The 22,379-nt window shown below is 46.4% G+C and carries 17 protein-coding genes; 10 read left to right on the forward strand and 7 right to left on the reverse strand.

Features of this window, described 5'->3' with window-relative positions; genetic code table 11:
* Nucleotides 1-101: 101 nt before the first annotated feature.
* On the forward strand, nucleotides 102-3,017 hold the full coding sequence (locus tag QWZ07_RS06080) for an alkaline phosphatase family protein (protein WP_192852406.1): 2,916 nt from the start codon (nucleotides 102-104) through the stop codon (nucleotides 3,015-3,017).
* Between the two features lie 27 nt (nucleotides 3,018-3,044).
* Here the strand turns inward: QWZ07_RS06080 and QWZ07_RS06085 are convergent, their stop codons facing one another.
* The 4 genes from QWZ07_RS06085 to QWZ07_RS06100 form a co-directional block, all read right to left on the reverse strand.
* Nucleotides 3,045-3,515 (reverse strand): GNAT family N-acetyltransferase, encoded by a 471-nt coding sequence (locus QWZ07_RS06085; RefSeq protein WP_192852407.1) that lies wholly within the window; start codon nucleotides 3,513-3,515, stop codon nucleotides 3,045-3,047.
* A 141-nt stretch (nucleotides 3,516-3,656) separates the two neighbouring features.
* Nucleotides 3,657-3,914 (reverse strand): HP1242/YdcH family protein, encoded by a 258-nt coding sequence (locus tag QWZ07_RS06090; RefSeq protein WP_009846137.1) that lies wholly within the window; start codon nucleotides 3,912-3,914, stop codon nucleotides 3,657-3,659.
* 201 nt (nucleotides 3,915-4,115) lie between these two features.
* Nucleotides 4,116-5,105, reverse strand: a complete 990-nt coding sequence (trhO, locus tag QWZ07_RS06095; protein ID WP_065111775.1) for an oxygen-dependent tRNA uridine(34) hydroxylase TrhO — start codon at nucleotides 5,103-5,105, stop codon at nucleotides 4,116-4,118.
* A gap of 311 nt (nucleotides 5,106-5,416) precedes the next feature.
* On the reverse strand, nucleotides 5,417-6,565 hold the full coding sequence (locus QWZ07_RS06100) for an aminotransferase-like domain-containing protein (protein ID WP_192852408.1): 1,149 nt from the start codon (nucleotides 6,563-6,565) through the stop codon (nucleotides 5,417-5,419).
* A 115-nt stretch (nucleotides 6,566-6,680) separates the two neighbouring features.
* Between QWZ07_RS06100 and QWZ07_RS06105 the strand changes: the two genes are divergently transcribed.
* The 7 genes from QWZ07_RS06105 to QWZ07_RS06135 all read left to right on the forward strand — a co-directional run bounded on the left by QWZ07_RS06105 (nucleotide 6,681) and on the right by QWZ07_RS06135 (nucleotide 14,633).
* Nucleotides 6,681-7,550 (forward strand): AraC family transcriptional regulator, encoded by an 870-nt coding sequence (locus QWZ07_RS06105; protein ID WP_017111368.1) that lies wholly within the window; start codon nucleotides 6,681-6,683, stop codon nucleotides 7,548-7,550.
* 254 nt (nucleotides 7,551-7,804) lie between these two features.
* Nucleotides 7,805-9,118 (forward strand): MATE family efflux transporter, encoded by a 1,314-nt coding sequence (locus tag QWZ07_RS06110; protein ID WP_192852409.1) that lies wholly within the window; start codon nucleotides 7,805-7,807, stop codon nucleotides 9,116-9,118.
* A 213-nt stretch (nucleotides 9,119-9,331) separates the two neighbouring features.
* The gene (locus QWZ07_RS06115) at nucleotides 9,332-10,090 is read left to right on the forward strand and encodes an ATP-binding cassette domain-containing protein (RefSeq protein WP_192852410.1); all 759 of its coding nucleotides are present in this window, start codon (nucleotides 9,332-9,334) and stop codon (nucleotides 10,088-10,090) included.
* A complete protein-coding gene (locus tag QWZ07_RS06120; protein ID WP_192852411.1) occupies nucleotides 10,087-10,938 on the forward strand; it encodes an ABC transporter ATP-binding protein in 852 nt (283 codons plus the stop codon). The genes QWZ07_RS06115 and QWZ07_RS06120 overlap by 4 nt, the downstream gene beginning before the upstream one ends.
* Before the next feature lie 46 nt (nucleotides 10,939-10,984).
* Nucleotides 10,985-12,496: an ABC transporter substrate-binding protein gene (locus QWZ07_RS06125; protein WP_192852412.1), complete on the forward strand. Its 1,512-nt coding sequence runs from the start codon at nucleotides 10,985-10,987 to the stop codon at nucleotides 12,494-12,496.
* Between the two features lie 4 nt (nucleotides 12,497-12,500).
* Entirely contained in the window at nucleotides 12,501-14,237 is a 1,737-nt protein-coding gene (locus QWZ07_RS06130) for an ABC transporter permease subunit (RefSeq protein WP_192852413.1), read from the forward strand.
* A gap of 153 nt (nucleotides 14,238-14,390) precedes the next feature.
* On the forward strand, nucleotides 14,391-14,633 hold the full coding sequence (locus tag QWZ07_RS06135) for a hypothetical protein (RefSeq protein WP_102328116.1): 243 nt from the start codon (nucleotides 14,391-14,393) through the stop codon (nucleotides 14,631-14,633).
* A gap of 140 nt (nucleotides 14,634-14,773) precedes the next feature.
* Here QWZ07_RS06135 and QWZ07_RS06140 read toward each other — a convergent pair whose 3' ends face one another.
* The 3 genes from QWZ07_RS06140 to QWZ07_RS06150 form a co-directional block, all read right to left on the reverse strand.
* Nucleotides 14,774-17,629, reverse strand: coding sequence for an FAD-binding and (Fe-S)-binding domain-containing protein (locus QWZ07_RS06140; protein WP_192852414.1), 2,856 nt, complete (start codon nucleotides 17,627-17,629; stop codon nucleotides 14,774-14,776).
* Nucleotides 17,630-18,070: 441 nt separating this feature from the next.
* A complete protein-coding gene (gene lldD / locus QWZ07_RS06145) occupies nucleotides 18,071-19,210 on the reverse strand; it encodes an FMN-dependent L-lactate dehydrogenase LldD (RefSeq protein WP_017083007.1) in 1,140 nt (379 codons plus the stop codon).
* A gap of 290 nt (nucleotides 19,211-19,500) precedes the next feature.
* A complete protein-coding gene (locus QWZ07_RS06150) occupies nucleotides 19,501-21,207 on the reverse strand; it encodes an L-lactate permease (RefSeq protein WP_017100898.1) in 1,707 nt (568 codons plus the stop codon).
* A gap of 84 nt (nucleotides 21,208-21,291) precedes the next feature.
* Here QWZ07_RS06150 and QWZ07_RS06155 point away from each other — a divergent pair, with 84 nt between their 5' ends.
* Nucleotides 21,292-21,420: a hypothetical protein gene (locus QWZ07_RS06155; protein ID WP_261879047.1), complete on the forward strand. Its 129-nt coding sequence runs from the start codon at nucleotides 21,292-21,294 to the stop codon at nucleotides 21,418-21,420.
* A 34-nt stretch (nucleotides 21,421-21,454) separates the two neighbouring features.
* Nucleotides 21,455-22,372, forward strand: coding sequence for a LysR family transcriptional regulator (locus QWZ07_RS06160; protein WP_009846145.1), 918 nt, complete (start codon nucleotides 21,455-21,457; stop codon nucleotides 22,370-22,372).
* Nucleotides 22,373-22,379 lie beyond the last annotated feature (7 nt).

Below are 22,379 nucleotides of genomic sequence, written 5' to 3' on the forward strand. Positions count from 1 at the left end.
TCTTCGAATCAGAAAACAAACGTTTTCATAGGTTGACTAATAAATGCAGGCTGAAACAATAAGCTAAATTTATAGAAGTGTGTTGATCTAAAGGAAATTTGATGAGCTCTTATTCTCACGTTCGCAGTTACGCCAGTTTGTTCAGTGCCTTATCGTTGGCGCTTGCGTCAGCTCCGAGTGCGGCTGATATATCAACAACGCCCGTCATTGGTGGCGTGTTTAGCTCCAGTGAAGTATTGAAAAATCAGGTGCTTTCAAGCCTAAGTTATTCTGCCAAACTCACGCGCGATGCGGCTCTTTTCACGATTGGTGGCGTTACATTAGATGCGTATATTCTCGCTCTCCCTTTAGATGTCAAAACCAAAGCTCGAGTCGTTGCTCAGTTATCCAATCCGACGTACTCAATTCCTTTGGGTTACTTTATCTATAGCTATTACGACCGCTATTCAGGCTTGGGCAGTGAAGATGTGTTCAAATCTTACTTGTCGACGGTTTATGATAAGCAGGCGCTAAAGGGCTTTGAACATAGCCTCTATCATGTTGGAGATAAGCCAACCTCAGAGCATCACGAGCCAGATACCTCGACTGAAGCAACGGGACATCATGAAGGTATTCGTATCGATGAACAGTTCATTGCTAACATGGTGGTTATCTACGATGCGTTATTCGAAATTGGTGTTTGGCAGGATATGGACACGCTCCCTGCGAATTACACATACTTAACCAATAGCCCTGAAGATCTAGCGATCATCGCTCAGATTCAACCGATCATCGTTGATTTGATCGGTAAAGCGGCATTGGGAATGGATGACGGCGACATGAAGTCTGCAATGTTGGCGATTGCAGAAGATGGTAAACCAGAAAACGCTGATAAGCCGAATAACAAAGCACAAGCTCTTACCATCACGCTTATTGATTTTGTGCGCTTAAACTTGCTAAAAGCTTACCGACAATTTGTGTTTAAAGAAGAACGTGTAGAAGCGCTCGATGATTGGATGCAGCAAGCGTTCAGTGACCAGCCTGATGTGCTCATTCAGTTCTTAGAATCCCAACAACACAAACGTTTTGCGGTCCAAGTGACGGTCGATGGTTTACAGCAAGGATTGCTCGAGGGGTTGGTCGATGAAAATTCACCTTTCATTTCGGTTGCTTATCAGAATCATAAAAACCGAGCGCAATATAAACCTCAGCTAGAAAAAGTGATTGAACCTGAACATCAACAGCAGGTTCGGTTCATGGAAGTTCTATCAGAACAAACCTACCGTGATCCGAATTACCTTCCGTTCTTCAAAAATCTCTATCAAGAGCATCGAGGCAATATTAGCCGAGTGGGTATCTCTTCTACTCCGACGATCAGCGTACGCAATCTACCGATCATTAAAACGGGCGCGAAAGTATCGGGGCAAGATGGCACTGGCATCCCTAATTTTCACTTTGTTGAGCGAGAGATCGACCGAGCTTATTACTTCTTTGGTAATGATGCCCTGCAGTTAGATGTGTTGATGGCAGACAACAAGGTGCAAACCATGTTTGATCGCCTTGATTACCTTAAAACGCTGAACTGCAACGCTCAATATGATTGGAATGCTCACACCACTTACGACGGCCTCGTGAACCTAGGTTTGGGTGAATCACTGCGTGATTATGGTGAGAAACGCTGCGTTAAAGAGCTTCAAGAACGTTCAGAAGTCGAAGTGGTTTTGCAAGAAAAGCGTCAAGCCTTGATTGAAGATATTGAAGCGTATCAGACTATATCTGGCTTTGATCTTTTCACTAAGTTTTCAAAGAAGGCTCAGGTTAAACAATCGATCACTCAGTTTGCCAAGTTAGATGGAAAAGGGATGCCAGACTACACCTTGGTGTATAACCCATGGCCGGATCACTTCGCGCACTTTACCGGTCCTTTTAGTGACGAAATTCTGATGCCGACGGGAGAGCTCAATCGGCTGGACTATTGGATTCGCCAGATTGAAGCAACCTATCGTAGTGCCGGTGTTTACGATAAAACGCTATGGGGTATGGCAGGGGATCATGGTTTAACGCCGGTGTTCTACGCGCTCAATCCCGAAAAGCAGGTATTTGAAGGCTTACAAGCAGAGCTTGAGTATCCAATTGTGGTTAAGAAGATATCTTCAGACGAGGGGGAAGGACCTAAAATCACCAATGCCCTAAGCTACCCAAGCTCGAAGGAATTGGATGTGGTGGTCGCCTCGACTGCTGGTGGTAACTTCATGATGGATTTCTTTAATTCGGCTCAAGGCTGGCAGGTTCAGCCGGTTTACCAAGAACTCACGCAGTGGTCTCCGATTGCGGCGACAGTAGATCAGAATATCGACATCATCAATCAGATAGCGCAACGCTTGCCTGAAAGTCTTGATTATATGGTCGTAAGAGAAAGTACATGTGATCAACAACGCTGCGCTGTTCGTGTGATTGGCAATCGTGATTTAAAACGGGTCGATGAATTGATCACACGTGAAGGTGACAAGCTTTTCTATGAGTCATTAGAAGACAACCGAGCGCCGATTTTGCTTAATACACAAAGGTTAAATCCATACCTAGCATCACCAAGCGAAGCTGATTTTTCACAGTACTCTCAATTAGTAGAAAAGTGTATTAACCGAGCGGTTAAGGCGGATGTGACAACGTGGTGTAGCAGTGCTGAGTGGACTTCATTGACGCAACCAACACCTCGACCAGATTCAGTAAATCAACTGGCGAATATCTACCTTGAAGATAGGGCTGGCACGGTTAACCTGTTCCCTAAAGCGGGAATTGGCTACAACACCAAGGTACCGGGGCGTCATGCTGGTGAGGATTACTTAGAGAAAGATGCCTTCATCGGATTCTGGGGAGCGCCAATTGGCGATAACTCTCAGAAATTGAAAATCGAAGCTAATGGATCTTTAGCGCCAACGCTGTTTGAGTATTTGACCGGAGAACCAGTGGTCGAAGGTGAGAACGGTTGGGGTTTTCCGTCGTTGCTGAATAAGTTGGATGTGTCAGTTGATCGCTAGGACTTCGCTTTCTACCTAACTGGCTGTTTATAAATGGTTAGTTAGGGTGAGAGTCATCCCTACAAAATTCTCATCGCCGTCATCAACAATTTGGTAGCCAAGCGCCTGATAAAAACTGATGGCGCGAGTGTTACTTCTAAAACTCGACAAAGTGACTTGTTCACGTTGCTCTTCCATGGCTCTCTTATGTATGAGAGTCATGACTTCCTTACCAAGCGTACGGCCTTGATATTGAGGGAGAATGATCAGCAGATGAATATGGTAGGCGTTGTCATAAGGCTTAAAACACATAAGTCCAATCCTCTCTTTTCCTCGGTATACCCAATGAAACCAAGAGGGATGGTAATCGTTTAAAAGTCGTTGACGTTGAAAGTCGTCGTCCCAGCCGAAAACGCTATCTACGTGTATGAAAATACCTTGTTTAACACACGCAAACAGTTCTTCGAATTCAGAATTTGAAACGAGCTGGAATAGCATATTCTCTTCTTTTATTGTCACTCAGCTTCCTAATTAAACGCTTTTGAATAAGCAAACAGTAACATAATTGAAGGAGCCGAATCAGCTTAGAAGTTCGATTGTCTTTAAATAAAAAAGCCATGCGTGGTGCATGGCTTAGAATAAAGTATTGGATTGATTTTTCTATACGATCTTAAGCGCGTGATGACGCGTGAGCTGTTTGTGTAGCGAGTCTTTTAGCTCCATGCGTTCTACTTTGAGGTTGTGCATGCTGTCGTCATCGATAGGGCTGCCAGAGATTTCTAGCTGACGGATGTCGTAGTCGAGTTGGTGGTACTTCTGCATGTCTGCTTTGAATTTTTCGTCGTCGTGGTTGAGCTGAACAATGTCTAATTTAAGATCTGGGAAATCTAAGATAAAGGCATGGTTTTCATTGAGCATTGGCACTTCCTCTCTAGTCGAATTATTAACAGTATAGAAGCAATTTATCGAAAGAAATGTGGTTCAAAACACAAAGCCGTAAAGCGATCAAAAAAGGGCACAAACTCGAGGAATCATCTTCGAACTTGCGCCCTTTTGTATGTATATAGCTAACTATTTATAGTTATATGTTTAGAATCCTAAGAGTTTAAAGCAGAGAGTTTACTTCGCTTTCTTGCCAGAACGTTGCTGCTCTTTGTGTGCAAGCTTCTCTTTCTTACGTTGATCGATAAGGTGAGCAGCATCGCCGCCTACGTGGGTTTCGCCACGAGCATTCGACAATTGAACTTGCTTTTCACGTTCGCGGAAACGCGCTTTCTGCTCGTCGCTGTGCTTATCAACACACTTAGGGCAGCTTACGCCTTTCTCAAAGTGCTCAGACGCTTTGTCTTCGTCTGTGATTGGCAGGCGACAAGCGTTACACACGTCGTAGCCGCTCTTCTCTAGCTGGTGGTTAACTGCAACACGGCCATCAAATACGTAGCAGTCGCCTTCCCACATGCTCTCTTCTTCTGGTACTTCTTCTAAGTACTTAAGAATACCGCCTTCAAGGTGGTAAACCTCATCAAAGCCTTGCTCTTTCATGTAGGCCGTTGATTTTTCACAACGAATACCGCCAGTACAGAACATCGCGACTTTTTTGTGTTTCTTAGGATCGAGATTGTCTTCAACGTATTGAGGGAATTCACGGAAGGTTTCTGTATTTGGGTTTACAGCATTTTTGAATGTGCCGATGTCCACTTCGTAGTCGTTACGGGTATCAACCAGAATTACATCAGGATCAGAAATCAGAGCGTTCCACTCGTTTGGTTTCACGTAAGTGCCGACAACGTGGCGTGGGTCGATACCCTCAACGCCCATGGTTACGATCTCTTTCTTAAGTTTAACCTTGGTGCGGTTGAATGGTTGTTCTTCGTTGAACGACTCTTTGTAAACAACATCAGCCAAACGAGAATCTTGTTTGAACCATTTAAGAAGAGCGTCGATAGATTCGCGCTTACCTGCAACGGTGCCGTTGATACCTTCACTCGCAAGTAGCAAAGTACCGCGGATTTGGTTGGCTTCTAACACGTCAGTGAGTGGCTGGCGAATTTCTTGGTAATCATCAAGTGCTACGAATTTATACAAAGCACATACAACATATTGAGACATGGTTTTTCCTTTCTGCGAGCTGGAACGTAAATCCAGAGCGTTGCCTTTTATGATACAGACTGAGTTTGATTCACTCAGGTTTGCCCATATTGGCTTATTAAAATCCGCCGCAGTATAACCAAGCCAAGGATGGACAAAAACCAACCAAAAGTAGGGCTATTTATCATTTCTATTTATGTGGTTTATGGGCTAGAAAATTCAACAAAACTGTTTTATCAAGTTCGAATTACAACACGTATTCCCAAACCAAAAAGGCCCTGCTGTAAAAACAGCAGGGCCTTGGTATCTAGTCCGTTTTACTTAATCGGTGATTACGCTTGGTTAAGTACTTCAGCTAAGCGTTTTACCGCTTCTGTTAATTCTTTTGGGTTGGCGTTGGTGAAGTTTAGGCGCAGTGCGGCTTTTGCTTCATCGGCCTTTGGATAGAATACTGGGCTTGGTACAACCGCCACACCATTCGAAAGCAGAGTTTTAGCCAATTCGAAGGTGTCGCACTCTGGGATTTCTACCCAAATGAACATCCCGCCATCTACGGCTTTTAACACGCAGTCAGCAGGCAGTTGTTTCTCTAGTTCTGAAAATAATACTTCATAACGAGACTTGTACAGGGTGCGAATGTTTTCCATGTGCAGATTGAAATCTTCATGCTTTAGAAGACCAACAAGCAGCGCTTGCATCGGTACACTTGAGTGTAAATCTGCACCTTGCTTCACTTTGATCAGTGGCTCAAGGTAGCTGCGTTTACCGGTTACCGCGCCAATACGTAAACCAGGCGATGCAATTTTAGAGAATGAACGAAGAACGATAGAGTTGTCAGGGCAGAACGAAGAAACCATTGGCAGTTCAGTGCCTGTAAAGCGCAGCTCGCGGTATGGCGCATCTTCAATGAATGCCACGTTGTATTTGATACACAGCTCAGCCACTTTTTGACGAGTTTCTGTTGTCCAGCAAACGCCAGTCGGGTTGTGGAAATCAGGCACAGCATAGAACATCTTAGGTGATTGCTCTGCAAAGCACGTTTCCAGTTCGTCTAGGTTCGGGCCAAATTCAGTTTGAGACACGGTCGCAATGTTTGCTTGAACTAGGCCAAACACTTGCATCGCACCTAAGTAGCTTGGCGCTTCCATTACAACCACATCACCTGGATCAACATACGCACGTGCAATCAAATCTAAACCTTGCTGAGAGCCAGTACAGATCATTGCTGTGTGAGTCTCTGGCAATTGGTAGCTTTGCGTAAGGTGGTCAAGCAACGGGCCGTAACCGGCAGTAGAACCGTATTGGAAAACTTCAGGCATGTTCGCTAGGTTTTCTAGCGTTGGCTTCATTAAATCGATAGGGAATGTTTTCTCGTCCGGTAAACCACCGGCCAATGAGATGACATTTGGATCGCTTGCGGCTGCGAGGATTTCTCGAATGTATGAAGATTGAATCTGTTGTAATGACTGTGCGATTTCCATGTGTTGTGTCTCGTCGTTTTTCGTTTTTATTCTATCGCTTGATATTACACGGCAATTGTAAAAACAAGCGTGTCCGTTTATGCTTATAAACATGTCCATTTATGCTATTTGAAAAATGTCACGACAACACATATCCCGAATCAATGATGTTCTGTTCCATATTCATCAAGACATCAGCCAGCCTTTGTCGGCAAAAGCGCTCTCCGAGATTGCGGCTTATTCAGAACAACACTTCCACCGCACCTTTAAAAGCGTGGTTGGGGAGTCGCTGCATCAGTACATTCGACGTACTCGAATGGAGTATGCGGCCAATCAATTGATGTTCGATACCACGTCGTCAGTGGTAGAGATTGCCAGTAAATGTGGCTTTAGTTCGGTGTCTTCATTTAGCCGAGCATTCAAAGCGACCTTTAACATGTCGCCGGGCGAGTGGCGTAAACATGATTTACAGATAGCAGAAAAACCCTATTTGAAAGATCCCGAAGTCGCGGCGGGTTATTTGAACGTGGCGCAGCGAGTTTTACCCGAACCGAAGATCGTTGAAACACCGGAGCGCATGGCGGCTTATGTTCGACACACTGGCTATAACCGTTCCATTCGCAACGCATGGTTGATATTGAAAGCGTGGGCGAACTCAGAACAGCGTGACTTTTCGAGCCAATTTGGTTTGCATCACTCAAACCCTGCTTGGGTTGAAATGGATCAGTGTCGCTATGTGGCGTGTATCGCGATTGATGAGCCGATTAAGTATCGCAGTGTCGTGAACCAGATGGTGATTCCAGGTGGTTTACATGCGGTATTTCGACTGAATGGCCGCTATGGTGAACTGCTACCACAGATCAGTATGGTATTAGAAAAGTGGCTACCTACGTCAGGTTTCAAGCAGCGCTCAACGCCTGCTTATGTGCATTATCATCAGAATCATTTTCTCAACAGTGAAGAAGTGTTTGAACTCGATTTTTATCTTCCGGTGAGTTTCTACTAATCGACCTAAAGTTACCTATTTGGCTCGCTAGCGCAAATTCACTTAATCGATGGTTGTGGTGTTTTCTTGAATTTAGCTTTGTTCTTTTGTTGAGACGAATTAGCAGTGCCAATGGCAACAGGCATTTCTATGTAGGTGAATTAAGAGAAAAGTGCTTTGTTGATAATTTACCCCAGTAGATGATGACAACGTACGGATTAAACGATAGCATTCCTTTCTAATTGCAAATAGTTCTTAATATCACTCGTTAGAATATGACCATTACCCATAAAGATTATCTAAAAATCGCTTTCCCTTTCATCATCTCAACGGTGACTCAGCCTCTGCTTGGCGCCGTGGATACCGCCGTGATCGGACAGCTTGGCATTGCTGAACTGATCGGTGGTGTGGCGATTGGCACCATCATTATGAACACCATGTATTGGTTGTTTGGCTTTTTCCGTGTTAGTACCACGGGGCAAAGTGCGATGGCCTTGGGTAAGGGCAATCGTTCTGAGTTAGCGGGCAGCTTGATGCGTCCATTTGTGCTATCTGGTTTGGTGGGTTTGATCTTCATTTTGATACAACCGCTCATCTGGCAAGGTGCGATGTGGGTGATAGAGCCTGAAGCGAACGTGGCTGAGCACGCGCGCATCTACTTCAATATTTTGATTTATGGCGCGCCTTTTGTGCTGCTCAACTACACCATTATCGGTTGGTTGATGGGGCAAGCGAAAGCTAAAGAAGTCTTATACACACAAGTGTTTGGTAACGTGTTGAATATTGTCTTGGATGCGGTGTTCGTACTCTATTTCGACTTGGGTGTGGCTGGTGTCGCTTACGCAAGCTTGATTGCACAAATCACTACTTTTGCGATTGGTATGACGCTGGTGATGAAGACTAGCAACATCTCGGTCTCTGAGTTCCTGCAAGGCTCGAAGATGACCAAGAAAGACCTTTCGACAATCATCTCATCAAATACTGACCTACTGTTACGCACGATTTGTATCTTAGTATTTTTTAACATGATGGCGCGCACAGGCTCAAAGTTGGGTACCGATGTTCTGGCTGCTAACGCAATCTTGATGCAAGTAACCTTTATTGTGAGTTACATGTTTGATGGTATTGCCAATGCATCGAGTGTGTTCGCGGGTAAAGCTGTCGGCCAGAAAACCCCTTCAATGCTTGATCGTGTGTTAGGGCTCAACTTCCAGTGGACGGCCGGTTTTATTGCTGCGTTAACGTTATTGACCTTGGTATTTAAAGACAACATTGTTTTCTTGTTTACCGATATCCCAACGCTTGTTGCGCTATACCAAGAGATGGCACCGTGGTTGATTGTGTTCCCGCTGGTGGCTGGCTTTGGTTTAACGGTTTACGGCATCTTTACTGGAACAGGAACTACACGTCCGGTTCGAGACTCTAGCATCGCTACCTTGGCGGTATTCTTGGCTGTACAGGCGTTTTCGGTCGATTTGTGGGGCAATCATGGTCTGTGGTTGGCGTTTACTTTGTTCTATCTTGGGCGTATTGCATTCTTGTATCCGTTCATCGCTCAAGTTAAGCGGAAATGCCTTCCAATGACATAAGTAATAACAGCGAACACAAAGCTGAGGTCATATAGAATCATTACGAAAGCGCCTGACTGTTTCTTGTAGTTAGGCGCTTTTTTGTACCTAACGGATTGTGACCATAGATGGTTTCACAAGCAATTTTTTGCGATCCGGCTCAATGTCCGCTTTTCATCATACAGGCTTAATGATAGAGTTGTTATGTTATAACATCTACTTATGAGTACCTGCGTGAACGCCCCACTTTTGTCTGTTGACCGATTAACGATCAAAACCTCTTCGAGAACACTTTTCCAAGATATCCACTTCGATGTGTATCGAGGTGAGCTGCTGGCGATCATGGGTCCATCTGGCATTGGTAAGTCGATGCTTTCACGTGCGATTGCGGGTTTTCTGCCAGAAACGGTCGAGGTTAAAGGTCATATTTCTCTGTCTGGTGAAGCGGTATGTGGTTTGCCTATGCTGCAAAGAACCGCAGCACAACGACCTGCGGTCATCTTCCAAGATGCCCTTCAAGCATTAAACCCTCTGGTTTCAATCGAAGGTCAACTTAGTTTGGCATTGACGGGGACTCGCACTAAGCCCAAATCACAAGACAAAATTAAACTTATCGAATTGCTAATACAACTCGGTTTCCCTAAGCCAGAAACCATCTTGCCGTTATACCCGAGCCAAATCTCTGGAGGGCAACGTCAACGAGTGTGTATTGCGATTGGCTTGCTGAGTAACGCCGATATCATCATTGCAGATGAACCAACCAGTGCGCTAGATCCGGTGACAGAGCAAGAGATACTCAAGCTGATTCGCGACAATGTTAAGCAGCGACAAATCGGTGGTCTGCTTATCACCCACGATCTGCACAGCGCGCTCGCGTGTGACAAGTTATTGGTGATCGATGATGGTGGTATGGTGGCTTATGGCGCACCAAAACACGCGCTTGAATCAAGCTCTCACGCTTTCTGCTGTTCATTGAGAGACTTAATCGCATGAGCTCGCCCTTACCATTAAATTCAGAAGTCTCGCCGTTAATTCCAGTGATAGATTTAGAAACTCAAACACCGACTGAGATTAAGTTTGAGAATGTCGGTGTTCACTATTACTCAATCCCAAGTTGGTTGGGTGGCAAGGCGTTCAAAGCGCTGCAAAACATCGACCTCAATGTTGAAGACAAAAGCTTAGCCATTGTTGGGCGTTCTGGTGCCGGTAAATCTACGCTGATTGAACTGCTGTTTGGCCTTAAAGAGCCTACGGTGGGGCGAATCAGCTTGTTTGGTCATTCGCTGCCAATTCGTAATAGCAAAGTACAAGCCGCGGTGTGTCGCTTGATTCAATTGGTGCCTCAAGAACCCCACACCAGCCTCAACCCTTACTATACCGTTCGACAGATCTTAGCCGAGCCGCTAAGCAACCTAGATGTTTCTGGTAATCATGAAAGCATCATTGAAGAGAGTCTATCGGACGTTGGCTTGCCAGCCACTTTGTTATCACTGAAATCTAATCAGCTTTCTACAGGCCAAGCTCAACGTGTGGCCATTGCTCGGGCTCTTGTCGTTAGCCCCGCAGTTTTAGTCGCCGATGAGCCAACCAGCAGCCTTGATCCGGTGAATCGTCAAAGGTTATTGGACTTATTGAATTCATTGAAAAAGAAGCGCGATATGCGCCTTATTTTGGTGACACACGACCTAGGCGCAGCAAAAGCGCTTTGTGAAGAAGTTCTGGTTCTTGACCATGGCGAAATGGTGGAGTTTGGACCGACCGAACAAGTGATGGGTACACCTGCTCATCCTGCGACTCAGTTGCTGACCGAATCTCAGCCACTATCGAAATCTACTTGTTAACACAACCTTATTTATTACGAAATACAGCTTACAGAGAAAAATAACTATGCGTTTTAATTCAATTAAACTGGCTTGCGCGCTTGCGTTGGCTCTGCCTTTGACTGGCTGTTTTGACTCTCAACCACAGTCGAGCGATGCCGCAGTAAAATCTGAAATCCGAGTTGCGATGATGCAACCGCCAAGAACCGGCTTGTCACCCCTTTCTGATGACGCTTTTAAGTTATCTCGTTGGAGCACGGCTGAAACATTGGTTAACTTGAGTCCTACTTCGGTAGCACAGCCGATGCTGGCAACGGACTGGAAACAGGTTGATCCATTGACTTGGCAATTTACGGTTCGCAAAGGCGTTAAATTCCACGATGGTTCGACGTTAACTGCAAACTCTGTGGTGAACTCTCTACAAAAAGCGCTTGAAGCTGCGCCTAAGCCGCGCATTCTAGATGGTGTAGACCTAGAAGTGAAAGCGATGGACAACTACCGCGTAGAGATCAAAACCAGCTTTGATGACCCTCTTCTACCAAGTCGTTTATCAAGCCCTCAATTAGCGATTCTTGCAGCAAGTGCGTACCAAGAAGATGGTCGTGTGATCCCAACGGGCGCGGGTACTGGTCCATTTGAATTGACTGAAATTAACGGTACAACAAGCGCGAAACTGAAACGTTTTGATGGCTACTGGGGTCAAAAAGCACAGGTTGAATCTGTGATTGCAGAATATGTTCCGAACGGTTTTGCACGCGCTGCGGCTCTAAGAACCGGTACGGCAGACATCGTAGAAGCGGTACCCGTTTCACAAATCGCGACCATTGATCCAGATCTGCTTTACGAAGTAGCGATGCCTCGTACTAATACGCTTTACCTGAACAACAAGTCAGGCGTGTTCAGTGATATCAACTTACGTAAGGTTGCAGCAGGTGCGGTAGACAGAGAACAGATCGTTAGCACTGTTTATGAAAACCACGCGGATATCGCACAAGGTTTATTAGGTCCTGCACTTGCTTGGGCTGAGCCAATTCGACCTGAAGGTCAGGCCGTTGATAAAACGCTAAAAGCGAACGGTGAAAGTATCGTTATCGGTACCTTTACTGATCGTGCTGAGCTTCCAGAAGTGGCAGCGCTGCTTAAACAGCAACTTGAAGCGGCTGGTTTCAAGGTTGAGCTGGATATCCGTGAATACGCTCAGATAGAAAACGATGCGCTATCAGGAAAGTTTGATGCGTTTATCCTTTCTCGAGCAACGGTTCTAGATTCGGGGGACCCAGTGGCTTACATGATGAGTGACTTTGGCTGTAAGGGTTCATTCAACCTTGGTCAATTCTGTTCTCAAGAGGTAGATAAAGCACTGGCTCACGCTGACCTACAACCGCTAGGTGCACAGCGCCAGCAAGCGATCATCGAAGCTGAGCAAAAAATCTTGAATGACTTTGCTGCGATTCCACTGCTTCACGAGCGTGTGATTCAAGGTGAAAGCAAGCGCGTAAGCAATGTGGTTCGTGACCCAAGTGAGCGCCGTTTAGTTGACCAAACTACACAGATCAAACAAGCGAAACAGGCTAACTAAATAGATGCTATCTGCTGAGACTCTGCGTCGAACCTTATTTCTCTTGACGCCTTGGTTATCAAGAATCGCCTCACTGATTGTGGTGGTGATTCTTGTTGGCTTGATGCCTGACATTGCAGGCATCGACCCAAGCCAATCCATTCTGCGAGCGAGGGCGGGGCAACAACATTTGCTTACGCCTGAAGCTTTAGCTGCGGTGAGAGCTGATCTTCAGCTTGATCGTTCGGCAAGCGAACGTCTGATCGACTGGGTAGGAAGTGCCTTTTCGGGTGACCTAGGGAAATCATGGATTGATGGTTCTTCGGTTGCACTAGGCATTCAGAAGACAGCGTCGACGTCTCTGTTTCTGATGTCGAGTGCGCTTGTGATGACTTTCGTGCTGTGCGGTGCAGGCTTGCTTGCCACCTTGCGTAGTTGGAAGAAGGGCAAGCTGGGGCAGAATTACAGCAGTTTAAGCACCGTATTAATATCCTTGCCAGAGTATGTGGTGGCCTCGGTATTGATACTGGTGTTCTCTATCTGGTTAGGTTGGCTGCCGCCGTATGGTTGGCAAAGTTGGCAAGATATTTGGCTACCGAGTTTAGCGCTCGCACTGCCAGCCAGCGGCTTGTTTAGTCGTCTACTCAGAGACAGTTTACAACGCGTTCTCAATGAACCTTGGGTGATCACTTGGCTCAGTGCCAACGTTCACTCCAACCAAATTATTCGTTTTGCGCTGAAAAGAGCATTGAGCAGCCTGATCCCACAAATTGCGATGATCGTTATTGGCTTAACGGGTGGTGCGGTCGCGGTTGAGCTTATCTTCTCGATTCCGGGTATCGGGCGCATGATTCTAGGCGCAGCTAAGGCGCAAGATTTACCAATGCTGCAAGGCGGCCTGTTGGTATTGCTGCTGTTTTCAATTGCAGTGAGCAGCATGAGCTTGTTTGTTCAGCAGTTGATTCTGGGTCACAGCCTGAAAAGCGGTAAGCTCATTAGTAGCCACTCTTCGTTTCGCTTTACGCAAAGCCGCACCAAGCGTGCTGTTGCCTTCTCAATATTCTCATTCCTAATTGCGATGGTGGTATGGGCGGCATTTCGTGACCCATACACCAGTCAATTTTCACGTTTAGCTGATCCCAGTTGGCAAGCGCCTTTGGGTGCGGATGGCATTGGCCGAGACTTACTGGCGAGAATCGGCTCGGGTATGGTATCGACCTTCCAAGCGGGTATCTTGGCAACGTTTTTGAGCTTGGTGACGGGCATCATCATGGGCTTCAATACCCGCTTTAGCCAAGGCCTTATCGAGATCACTAAGGGTATCCCTTACATCATTGCAGGCCTGCTGGTTGCGGGTTTAACGGGGATGAATCCGAACAGTGCATTAATCGCGATTGTATTGGTATCTTGGGCGCCATTAGCAGCGCATTGCTCAAGTTTAATCGTGGAAGCAAAGGCTCAGCCTTATACTCATCTCGCGCCGTTGTGGGGCACTAGCAAGCTTAGAATCTTCCGCTTCTATCTGATTCCTTATGTGATGCCGCCATTGCTAAGACACGCGTTGTTGAGGCTGCCAGTGATTACATTGAGCCTGACCTCGCTGAGCTTCATTGGCTTGGGAGCGAAGCCGCCTGCACCTGAATGGGGTTTGATGATTGCTGAGAACTTGCCCTACATTGAACGCGCGCCAATCGCTGTTATGGGCCCAATTGTTGGTCTGATTCTGTTAGGTTCTGCAATTAACATGATGTTTGATGATTAACCAAAAGAGTCGGTTGCTGAGGTTTCTAAATTGACGATTCGATTGGGTATTCGATTTAGCATTAATGTTGTAACCTTGAGCCCTGCTTTGTAGAGAAGCGTTTTGATCGGCTCAAAAGCTAAACCGACCCTAGTTAAGTGTTAAGGATTCAACATGTATCTTGTTTTGTATTGCCACAATATTGGTATGACCGATTTTTCATTCTTTGAAACAGAAGATTTTGATAAAGAAGAGGGCTATATCGTGCGAGGCAAATGGCCGAATGAGAAAGCGTTTCGTGATTACTTAACCAAAGAGTTTGGTGACATGAGCGAGTTCCAAGTGATCGACTTAATCGCCAAAGGCGCTGAAGCAGAACATTACTTACCAGAAGAGTTGATGCGCCTAGCTTTGTAATATCTAGTTTAATAACGGGTAACTCATCATCATCCAGTTGAGTAGCATCTTTCGAACAAACGAATAAAGAAATGGCAGCCTGATTGGGCTGCCATTTTCGTTTTAGGTTAAAGCTAATACCTTTTGCATCGTGAATGATGCTACTGCGCAACCTCGTCCACCAAATACAAGATTGACTGATACGGAATGCCACTGTGATGTGATAAACCGATCTCACAGGTTCGGCTGTTGCTGAATCCACGAGTGCAGTTGCTTGGTACTTGTTCTTTGAGTGGGTGTACCGCCGCCTCATTTAGCTCTGGAGTGGTAAAACCTTTATCACCCGCCCAGCCACAACATTGAATATGCTCAGGAACAATCACCTCTTCGGTACAGGCTTTAGCAAGGTTCAACATCGCGCCTTCCAAACCCATTCGACGAGAACTACACGTCACATGCAGCATCACTGTCTCTTGCAGCGGCTCAAGTGTCAGGTGCTCCAGCAGGTACTGGTTCACAAACCCTGTCGGCTCTAGCACTTCTAGTGGCTTGGTGAACTGTTCAATACTGCGTTTAGCACATGGACTGGTGTCCATTAATACTGGGTATTCACCCTGACGACTCGCTTGCCACAACACTTCTTCGAGTTGTTGTGCTTTAGATTGGGCTAAATCGGTCATCCCTTTGCTGTCGTAAGGCATACCACAACATTGGTCATCTAGCTTTTTCGGAAGAATAACCTCAAATCCGGCTTTGTTAAGCAAAGACATGGTCACTTCAGTTAGAGGACGTTGATCGCCCGCATCGCTTTGTTGTCCCATAGTTCGACTGGCACACGAAGGGAGGTAAACCACCTTCTTATGATTGCTTGAGGATTCTGCCGTCACGGGTGATGAGGTTAGTGAATGACTGTTCGATTGCGGCATCTCCGGCATCCAAACCGGTGTCGCACCTTTAGTTATTGAGCGCAGGCCGTTGGTTAGCTTGCCGACGGTATTCGCTCCTAGAACCTTGCTTGCCACTTGGTTGGTTTTGAGCCCAGCTTTGGTCAGCTTTGTGGTGGTCGAGAAATGATCCGCTGTCCACTTAGCGATTGGCGTAAACTTCTCGTACTTGGCAATACGAAGCTTCTTAATCAAATCACCGGTGTTGATTCCCACTGGGCAACGTTCGGCACACAGGCCAGTTGCGGCGCAGGTATCAATGCCTTGATATTCGAAGGTTTTCTCTAGCTCACTTGCTTCTACTTCCTCACCTGCAGCACGGCGGCGTTGTAACTCACGGTACAGCACGATACGTTGGCGTGGCGATAGGGTTAAGGTACGAGACGGACAAACAGGCTCACAGAAGCCACATTCAATACAGCGGTCGACAAGGTCGTCAGCAGCAGGCATTGGCTTCAAATTGGTGATGTGTGAATTTGGATTGTCGTTAATAATAACGCCGGGGTTGAGCAGTCTTTCTGGATCAAACAAGGCTTTGATTTGTTGCATCAAGGCGTAGCCATCTTTGCCCCATTCCAATTCGACATAAGGCGCCATGTTACGGCCAGTGCCATGTTCTGCTTTCAGTGAACCTTGGTATTTCACCGCGACCAGTTCGGCAACGTCATCCATGAAACCGCCGTAGCGATCGATTTCTTTTTGGCTATCAAAGCCTTGAGTAAACACAAAATGCAGGTTGCCTTCGAGGGCATGGCCGAAAATGATCGCTTCGCTGTAGTCGTATTTGTCGAACAGCTCTTGCAGCTCTCGAATGCCGTTAGCGAGGTTTTCGACAGGGAAAGCCACGTCTTCGATGATAACGGTCGTACCGACTTCACGAACGGCACCAACCGCAGGGAACATACCTTTTCGAATGCCCCACAGAGTTGCGACTGTCTTTGGATCGGAAGTGAAAGGCACCGATTCAACAATCGTGTATTCAGTCAATGCGTCCAAAATTGATTTACATTGTAAATCTAAGTCCGGCTGGGAGCTGGCGTGTGATTCAACCAAAATTGCCGCCGCTTCTAAATCCAAGTTCGGCATGAATGCAGGCATACCCGGTTTATTAGCCACTGAACGCAGCGCTCTGCCATCCATCAATTCAACCGCAGCAACGGGTGTTTTTGATAGCGTAGTAACGGCTTTACTGGCTTGCTCTATGTCTGCAAACACCAACAGAGCCGAGGCTTTGTTGGGGTGTTCGATAACCGTGTTGTAGGTAATCTCAGCGATGAAGCCTAGTGTGCCTTCTGAGCCAATCATCAGATGTTTGATGATCTCAATTGGGTCGTGGTAATCAACCAAAGCATTCAGAGCGTAGCCAGTGGTGTTTTTGAGGCGGTATTTGTGGCGGATTCTGTCTGCGAGTTCTTGGTTTGACGCTGTCTGTTGATGTAATTCAACAATGCCTTCAAACAGTTCTTTGTGCGATTGCTTGAATGCCTCAACACTTGCGTTGTCAGCCGTATCAAGCAGGGAGCCATCACTCAATACGATTTTCATGCTCTCGACGGTGCGATACGAGTTTTGCGCAGTACCACAACACATGCCACTGGCGTTGTTCGCCGCAATACCACCGATTTTACAGGTATTAATGGAGGCTGGGTCTGGGCCGATTTTACGTTGGAAAGGGGCAAGATATTTGTTGGCATCAGCGCCAATCACACCCGGTTGAAGGATGATCTGATTGCCGTTATCTACGATTTCGTGGCCACGCCAGTCATCGGTCAGTGTGATGAGTACCGAGTCTGAAACGGCTTGTCCTGAAAGACTGGTGCCCGCAGCGCGAAAGGTAAAATGAATACCGAGTTCGCGACAGCTTTGAATGGTGAATATCACTTCGTCTAAGTTTTTGAGCCTTAGAACCATTTTCGGCACCAAGCGATAAAAACTCGCATCGGTGCCGTAAGCCAATCGCTTTGCCTCTTGAGTGACAATGCGTTCTGTTTCTATTTTTTGAGCCAGTATCGCTTCAAGCTGCTGATAAGCTTGTGTGTCTATTACTCGCTCATGGGATGTGGTTGTCTCCATCTTTGCTTCCTTGTGCTTCTTATTTGGCACTGTTCAGGGCGTGTTGACCTTTCGTGGTTAAATTTTGTTCAAGATAAAAGCGTTTTAATCGCGGCGAGGGGGAAGTAGCCTAGTCACTCTAAGCAAATCCCCCTCAACAAAGAGTAAAACGCTTTTAGCTGAACCCTTCGGGCAGCGTTTGCTGGCCATTTCTACTGCGTTATCGGCTTCTCATGTAGGCTAGCTACACATCGACGCCTCTGCCTTGTATAAATACCCAGCAACTCGCTGCAAAAATCAGCTCGAAAGATCAACACGCCCTAGCTTTTTATATTATTTTCCAGTGCTTAAACGGTGTCACAACGGCAGTGTAATTGCTGTGACACCGATTGAACTTCAGTCTAAGTAGACCAAAGCATTAGTCCGAATCCTGACCTGAATCCGAACCTGAGTCGTGGCGGTTTAATCTAGCCCCACCAGAGAATCACGAGTTAAGTCTTTGATTGTCTTGGCGCCAGTTAGAGTCATCGCAACGCGCATCTCTTTGTCGTAAAGGTCGAGTAGGTTCTCAACACCTGCTTGTCCTTGCGCTGCTAACGCGTAAACGAAAGAGCGACCAAGTAAGGTGCAGTCAGCGCCCATCGCCATCATGCGAACTACATCTAAGCCAGTACGAATGCCAGAGTCGACCAGAATCTTGGTGTCGCCTTTTACCGCATCTGCAATCGCAGGCAGTGCTTTAGCACTTGATAGAACACCATCAAGCTGACGACCACCGTGGTTTGAAACTACGATACCGTCTGCGCCAAATCTCACGGCGTCTTTTGCATCTTCTTCATCTAGAATGCCTTTGATGACCATCGGGCCGTCCCAGAAGTCACGGATCCACTCTAGGTCTTTCCATGAAATCGACGGGTCGAAGTTGTCACCCAACCAACCGATGTAGTCTTCCAGTTTGGTTGGAGAACCGCGGTAAGTAGAGATATTGCCAAGATCGTGTGGCTTGCCTAGTAGGCCAACATCAACAGCCCAACTAGGATGACGCATAGATTGAAATACACGACGAATTGCTGCATTTGGACCGCTCATTCCTGAGTGCATGTCACGGTAACGAGCGCCAGGTACAGGCATATCCACCGTGAAGACCAGTGTTGTCACGCCTGCCGCTTTGGCACGTTCCAATACGTTCTTCATGAAGCCACGATCTTTTAGCACGTAAAGTTGGAACCACATTGGTCGCTCAATCTTAGGTGCGACTTCTTCGATCGGGCATACCGACACGGTCGACATCGTAAAAGGGATGCCTTTATTGTCTGCGGCTTTTGCAGCTTGCACTTCACCACGTCGTGCGTACATGCCTGTTAGACCAACGGGTGCTAAGGCAATCGGCATCGCCAGTTTTTCGCCAAACAGCTCAGTTTCCAAATTCAGGTCTGACATGTCATTGAGGACACGCTGCTTGAGCGCGATCTCTGCAAGATCGGCCGTGTTGCGGCGTAAGGTATGTTCTCCGTAAGAACCGCCGTCAATATAGTGGAAAAGAAACGGTGGTAATTTCGCTTTTGCTGCGGCGCGGTAATCAGTCGATGCGGATATGATCATAATTTCAGTCCTAAATTCTTGGGATGTTACCCTTATATGAGAGCTTGGCTTGGGCTGCTTTAATTCTTGAAAAAGTAAGCGTTGGTTCTTTCTTAAACGGTGAAACAAGTAATCTTTGAAGCAGTTAATCTATGAAGCAAATAACCAGTGAAGCAATAAAATGGCGTTAATACCCGAGGGTGTTGATGTGTTTTAGTATCCATTCCGAAACTCATCAACTGTCTTATTAGACGGTGTTGCAGTCGGGGAATTGAGTATTAACGCCAAGTGCTTTTGTAACGACTTATGGTTTACATAAGTGCGTCTGTCATTTTGAAACCGTAGATAACCACTAGGCCGATGATTCCTGTCATCACCAAGTAGTAGAACGTTGGGATGATAGTCTTACGTAGTGTTGCGCCTTCGCGTCCTAACAAGCCTACGGTCGCCGATGCGGCTACCACGTTGTGAATCGCAATCATGTTACCTGCTGCAGCACCAACGGCTTGCAGAGCAACAACTACTGCACTAGAGATAGACAGAGTTTGTGCTACTTCGAATTGGAACTGGCTGAACATCATGTTTGAAACGGTGTTCGAACCTGCAATGAAGGCACCTAACGCACCAACCGTGGCACTTAACGCTGGGAATGCGCTGCCGACTAGGTCAGCTGCAAAATTGGCCGTGGTTACTGGCATACTTGCTAAATCAGCGCCGTTCACGCCAGAGTTAATGAAGATACGAACCATTGGGATGGTGAACACCAACACAAAGCCAGCGCCTATTAGAGTTTTGCTCGACTCACCAAAAGCTTTAGCCAGTGGTGTTGCGCTGCGTGATTGCATTAGAACAGCAACCAGTGCGACGAAGACCAAGATACCACCTGGTAGATACAGAGGTTGAATCGCTGTGCTTACGCCTGTCTCGCCAAGGATGTTGCTGAAAGAAAGGCTAACGCTCTTAAGCAGGCCTTTGAACTCAGGGCTCACACGGCTAGCAACTAGAGTGACAGCGAGCAGCACGTAAGGTGCCCATGCCATCGCCATGCTCATTTTCTTATGACCTTGCTTACTGTTTGAATGAGTGTCATCAAGATCGATCTTCAAAGAACCTAGCCATTCTGCTGGCCACTTGTCTTCGCTCTCAAAATCCCATTTTGATTTAGGTACTAGGAAGCCACGTTTTGCTGCTGTTACAACAATAGCAAGGCCAACTAAACCACCAATCAGTGATGGGAACTCAGCACCGAGGAAAACACCCGTTAGTGCGTAAGGAATGGTGAAAGCGGCACCTGCGAACAGTGCGAATGGCAGGATATCAAGACCTTCAGTCCAGCTTTTGTTCTTACCGAAGAAGCGAGTCAGCATCATCGCCATCAATACAGGAATCATCACACCAACGCAGGCGTGGATGATTGCAACACTTGATGTGATCTGTTGTAGGTAAGCATCCCATGTTGAACCATTGGCAATCAGGCTTTCACCGATGTTGTGCGTATCCAAACCTTTGTTTACGCCAACAATGATAGGTGTACCCACCGCGCCGAACGATACCGGCGTAGATTGAATCATCATGCCCATCAGTACCGCAGCTAACGCTGGGAAGCCAATGGCAACCAACAATGGAGCGGCGATTGCAGCGGGTGTGCCGAAGCCAGACGCCCCTTCAATGAATGAACCAAAACACCAAGCAATGATGATCGCTTGTACACGACGGTCTGCTGATATGTCAGTAAATCCGTTGCGGATGGTGGTGATAGCTCCGGTGTGTTTCAAAGTGTTTAATAAGAAGATGGCGCCAAACACAATCCAGAGAACCGACACGGTAATGCCGAAGCCTTGGAATACTGAAGCCAGCACGCGAGTGCTAGACATATCCCATGCGAATAGGGCGATAGCAACGGTTAATGCAAATGCCACGGGCATCGCTTTTTTTGCAGGCCAGTTAAGGCCAACCAGCAGAATCGCTGCAACAACTATTGGCGAAAAGGCCAATAAAGCTAGTAGAGTTTCACTCATGGGTACTTCCTCGTACTTGTTTTCAAACGTTCATGTTTGAAGTGAATAACACGTCATTAGTTTTGTAGGTGTAATCTGAATCTCATGGATTCAATTGTTGTAATTAGAGTCGCTTTATTTGTAACCGATGTGATTGCAAAAGCTGTTTTTGTAATTGTTTTGTTAATTTGGCGTGAATTTACCCCTTTATTTTTTATTGATATAGGGAAATAATGAAAATAATTAATTCCAAAATTGGCATAATCAAATGCGAGCAGACGATTTGATCCTGTTTTCACAGGTAGTAGAGCTGGGTAGTTTTAGTAAGGTGGCAGAACAAAATAACCTTACAAATTCGGTAGTTAGTAAGAGAATTGCGCGTTTGGAAGAAGAGATTGGCGTGCAGCTATTATATCGAACCACGCGTAAATTGACCCTGACCGAGGCGGGTAAGGCAATGTTACACGGAGCCAAAAATGTGAAGCAGGCGGCTCAAGAGGCTATGGACGCAGTTTCAGGCTTTGGTGAAAATGTTAGTGGTCATATCAAAATGTCAGTGCCTACTATCTCCGGAGATTTGATTCTCGCAGACGCTGTTGCCGAGTTTTGTAATATGCACCCAGGTTTAACGGTCGATATGTCTCTTAACAATCGATTTGTTGATTTGGTTGAGGATGGTTTGGACTTGGTCATTCGAACTGGTTACTTGGAAGACTCAAGCCTTATTGCCCGTCATATATTGGATTCACAATGGGTGGTGTGTGCCTCGCCGTCTTATATCGCTAAGAACGGTAAGCCGATGCAGCCCAAGGATTTGGTCGAGCACAATTGCTTGCAATACGCTTATCAAACGACAGGCGCCAGTGAGTGGCAGTTCTTACACAGTAAGGATGGCTGCACCGACAACGACAAATACATCGTGCGCGTCTCTGGCTCTTTCTCTACCGATAATGCGACGGCATTAAGAAAAGCCGCTTTGGGCGGTCATGGTGTGGCGTACGTGCCACGTTGTCTGGTGTATCACGATATTCGCAACGGCCAGCTGGTGGATATCTTCCCTGACTTAGTCGGTAAAAAGCTGGGTATTTATGCGGTGTACCCCTTTACGCGTCAGCCACCGAACAAGATTAAGTTATTGATTGAACACATCAGAACGCGTTATCTGACGATTTCACATTATTTTTAATAAGGAT

Source organism: Vibrio lentus, assembly GCF_030409755.1.
GTDB lineage: Bacteria > Pseudomonadota > Gammaproteobacteria > Enterobacterales > Vibrionaceae > Vibrio > Vibrio lentus.

Excerpts from the sequence above, each read along its gene's own strand:
- QWZ07_RS06135 (WP_102328116.1), top strand. The coding sequence starts at position 14,391 with ATGTATCTTGTTTTGTATTGCCACAATATTGGTATGACCGATTTTTCA.
- QWZ07_RS06080 (WP_192852406.1), top strand. The coding sequence starts at position 102 with ATGAGCTCTTATTCTCACGTTCGCAGTTACGCCAGTTTGTTCAGTGCC.
- QWZ07_RS06110 (WP_192852409.1), top strand. The coding sequence starts at position 7,805 with ATGACCATTACCCATAAAGATTATCTAAAAATCGCTTTCCCTTTCATC.
- QWZ07_RS06150 (WP_017100898.1), bottom strand. The coding sequence starts at position 21,207 with ATGAGTGAAACTCTACTAGCTTTATTGGCCTTTTCGCCAATAGTTGTT.
- lldD (WP_017083007.1), bottom strand. The coding sequence starts at position 19,210 with ATGATCATATCCGCATCGACTGATTACCGCGCCGCAGCAAAAGCGAAA.
- QWZ07_RS06100 (WP_192852408.1), bottom strand. The coding sequence starts at position 6,565 with ATGGAAATCGCACAGTCATTACAACAGATTCAATCTTCATACATTCGA.
- QWZ07_RS06160 (WP_009846145.1), top strand. The coding sequence starts at position 21,455 with ATGCGAGCAGACGATTTGATCCTGTTTTCACAGGTAGTAGAGCTGGGT.
- QWZ07_RS06140 (WP_192852414.1), bottom strand. The coding sequence starts at position 17,629 with ATGGAGACAACCACATCCCATGAGCGAGTAATAGACACACAAGCTTAT.
- trhO (WP_065111775.1), bottom strand. The coding sequence starts at position 5,105 with ATGTCTCAATATGTTGTATGTGCTTTGTATAAATTCGTAGCACTTGAT.
- QWZ07_RS06120 (WP_192852411.1), top strand. The coding sequence starts at position 10,087 with ATGAGCTCGCCCTTACCATTAAATTCAGAAGTCTCGCCGTTAATTCCA.
- QWZ07_RS06125 (WP_192852412.1), top strand. The coding sequence starts at position 10,985 with ATGCGTTTTAATTCAATTAAACTGGCTTGCGCGCTTGCGTTGGCTCTG.
- QWZ07_RS06130 (WP_192852413.1), top strand. The coding sequence starts at position 12,501 with ATGCTATCTGCTGAGACTCTGCGTCGAACCTTATTTCTCTTGACGCCT.
- QWZ07_RS06090 (WP_009846137.1), bottom strand. The coding sequence starts at position 3,914 with ATGCTCAATGAAAACCATGCCTTTATCTTAGATTTCCCAGATCTTAAA.
- QWZ07_RS06155 (WP_261879047.1), top strand. The coding sequence starts at position 21,292 with ATGGATTCAATTGTTGTAATTAGAGTCGCTTTATTTGTAACCGATGTG.
- QWZ07_RS06105 (WP_017111368.1), top strand. The coding sequence starts at position 6,681 with ATGTCACGACAACACATATCCCGAATCAATGATGTTCTGTTCCATATT.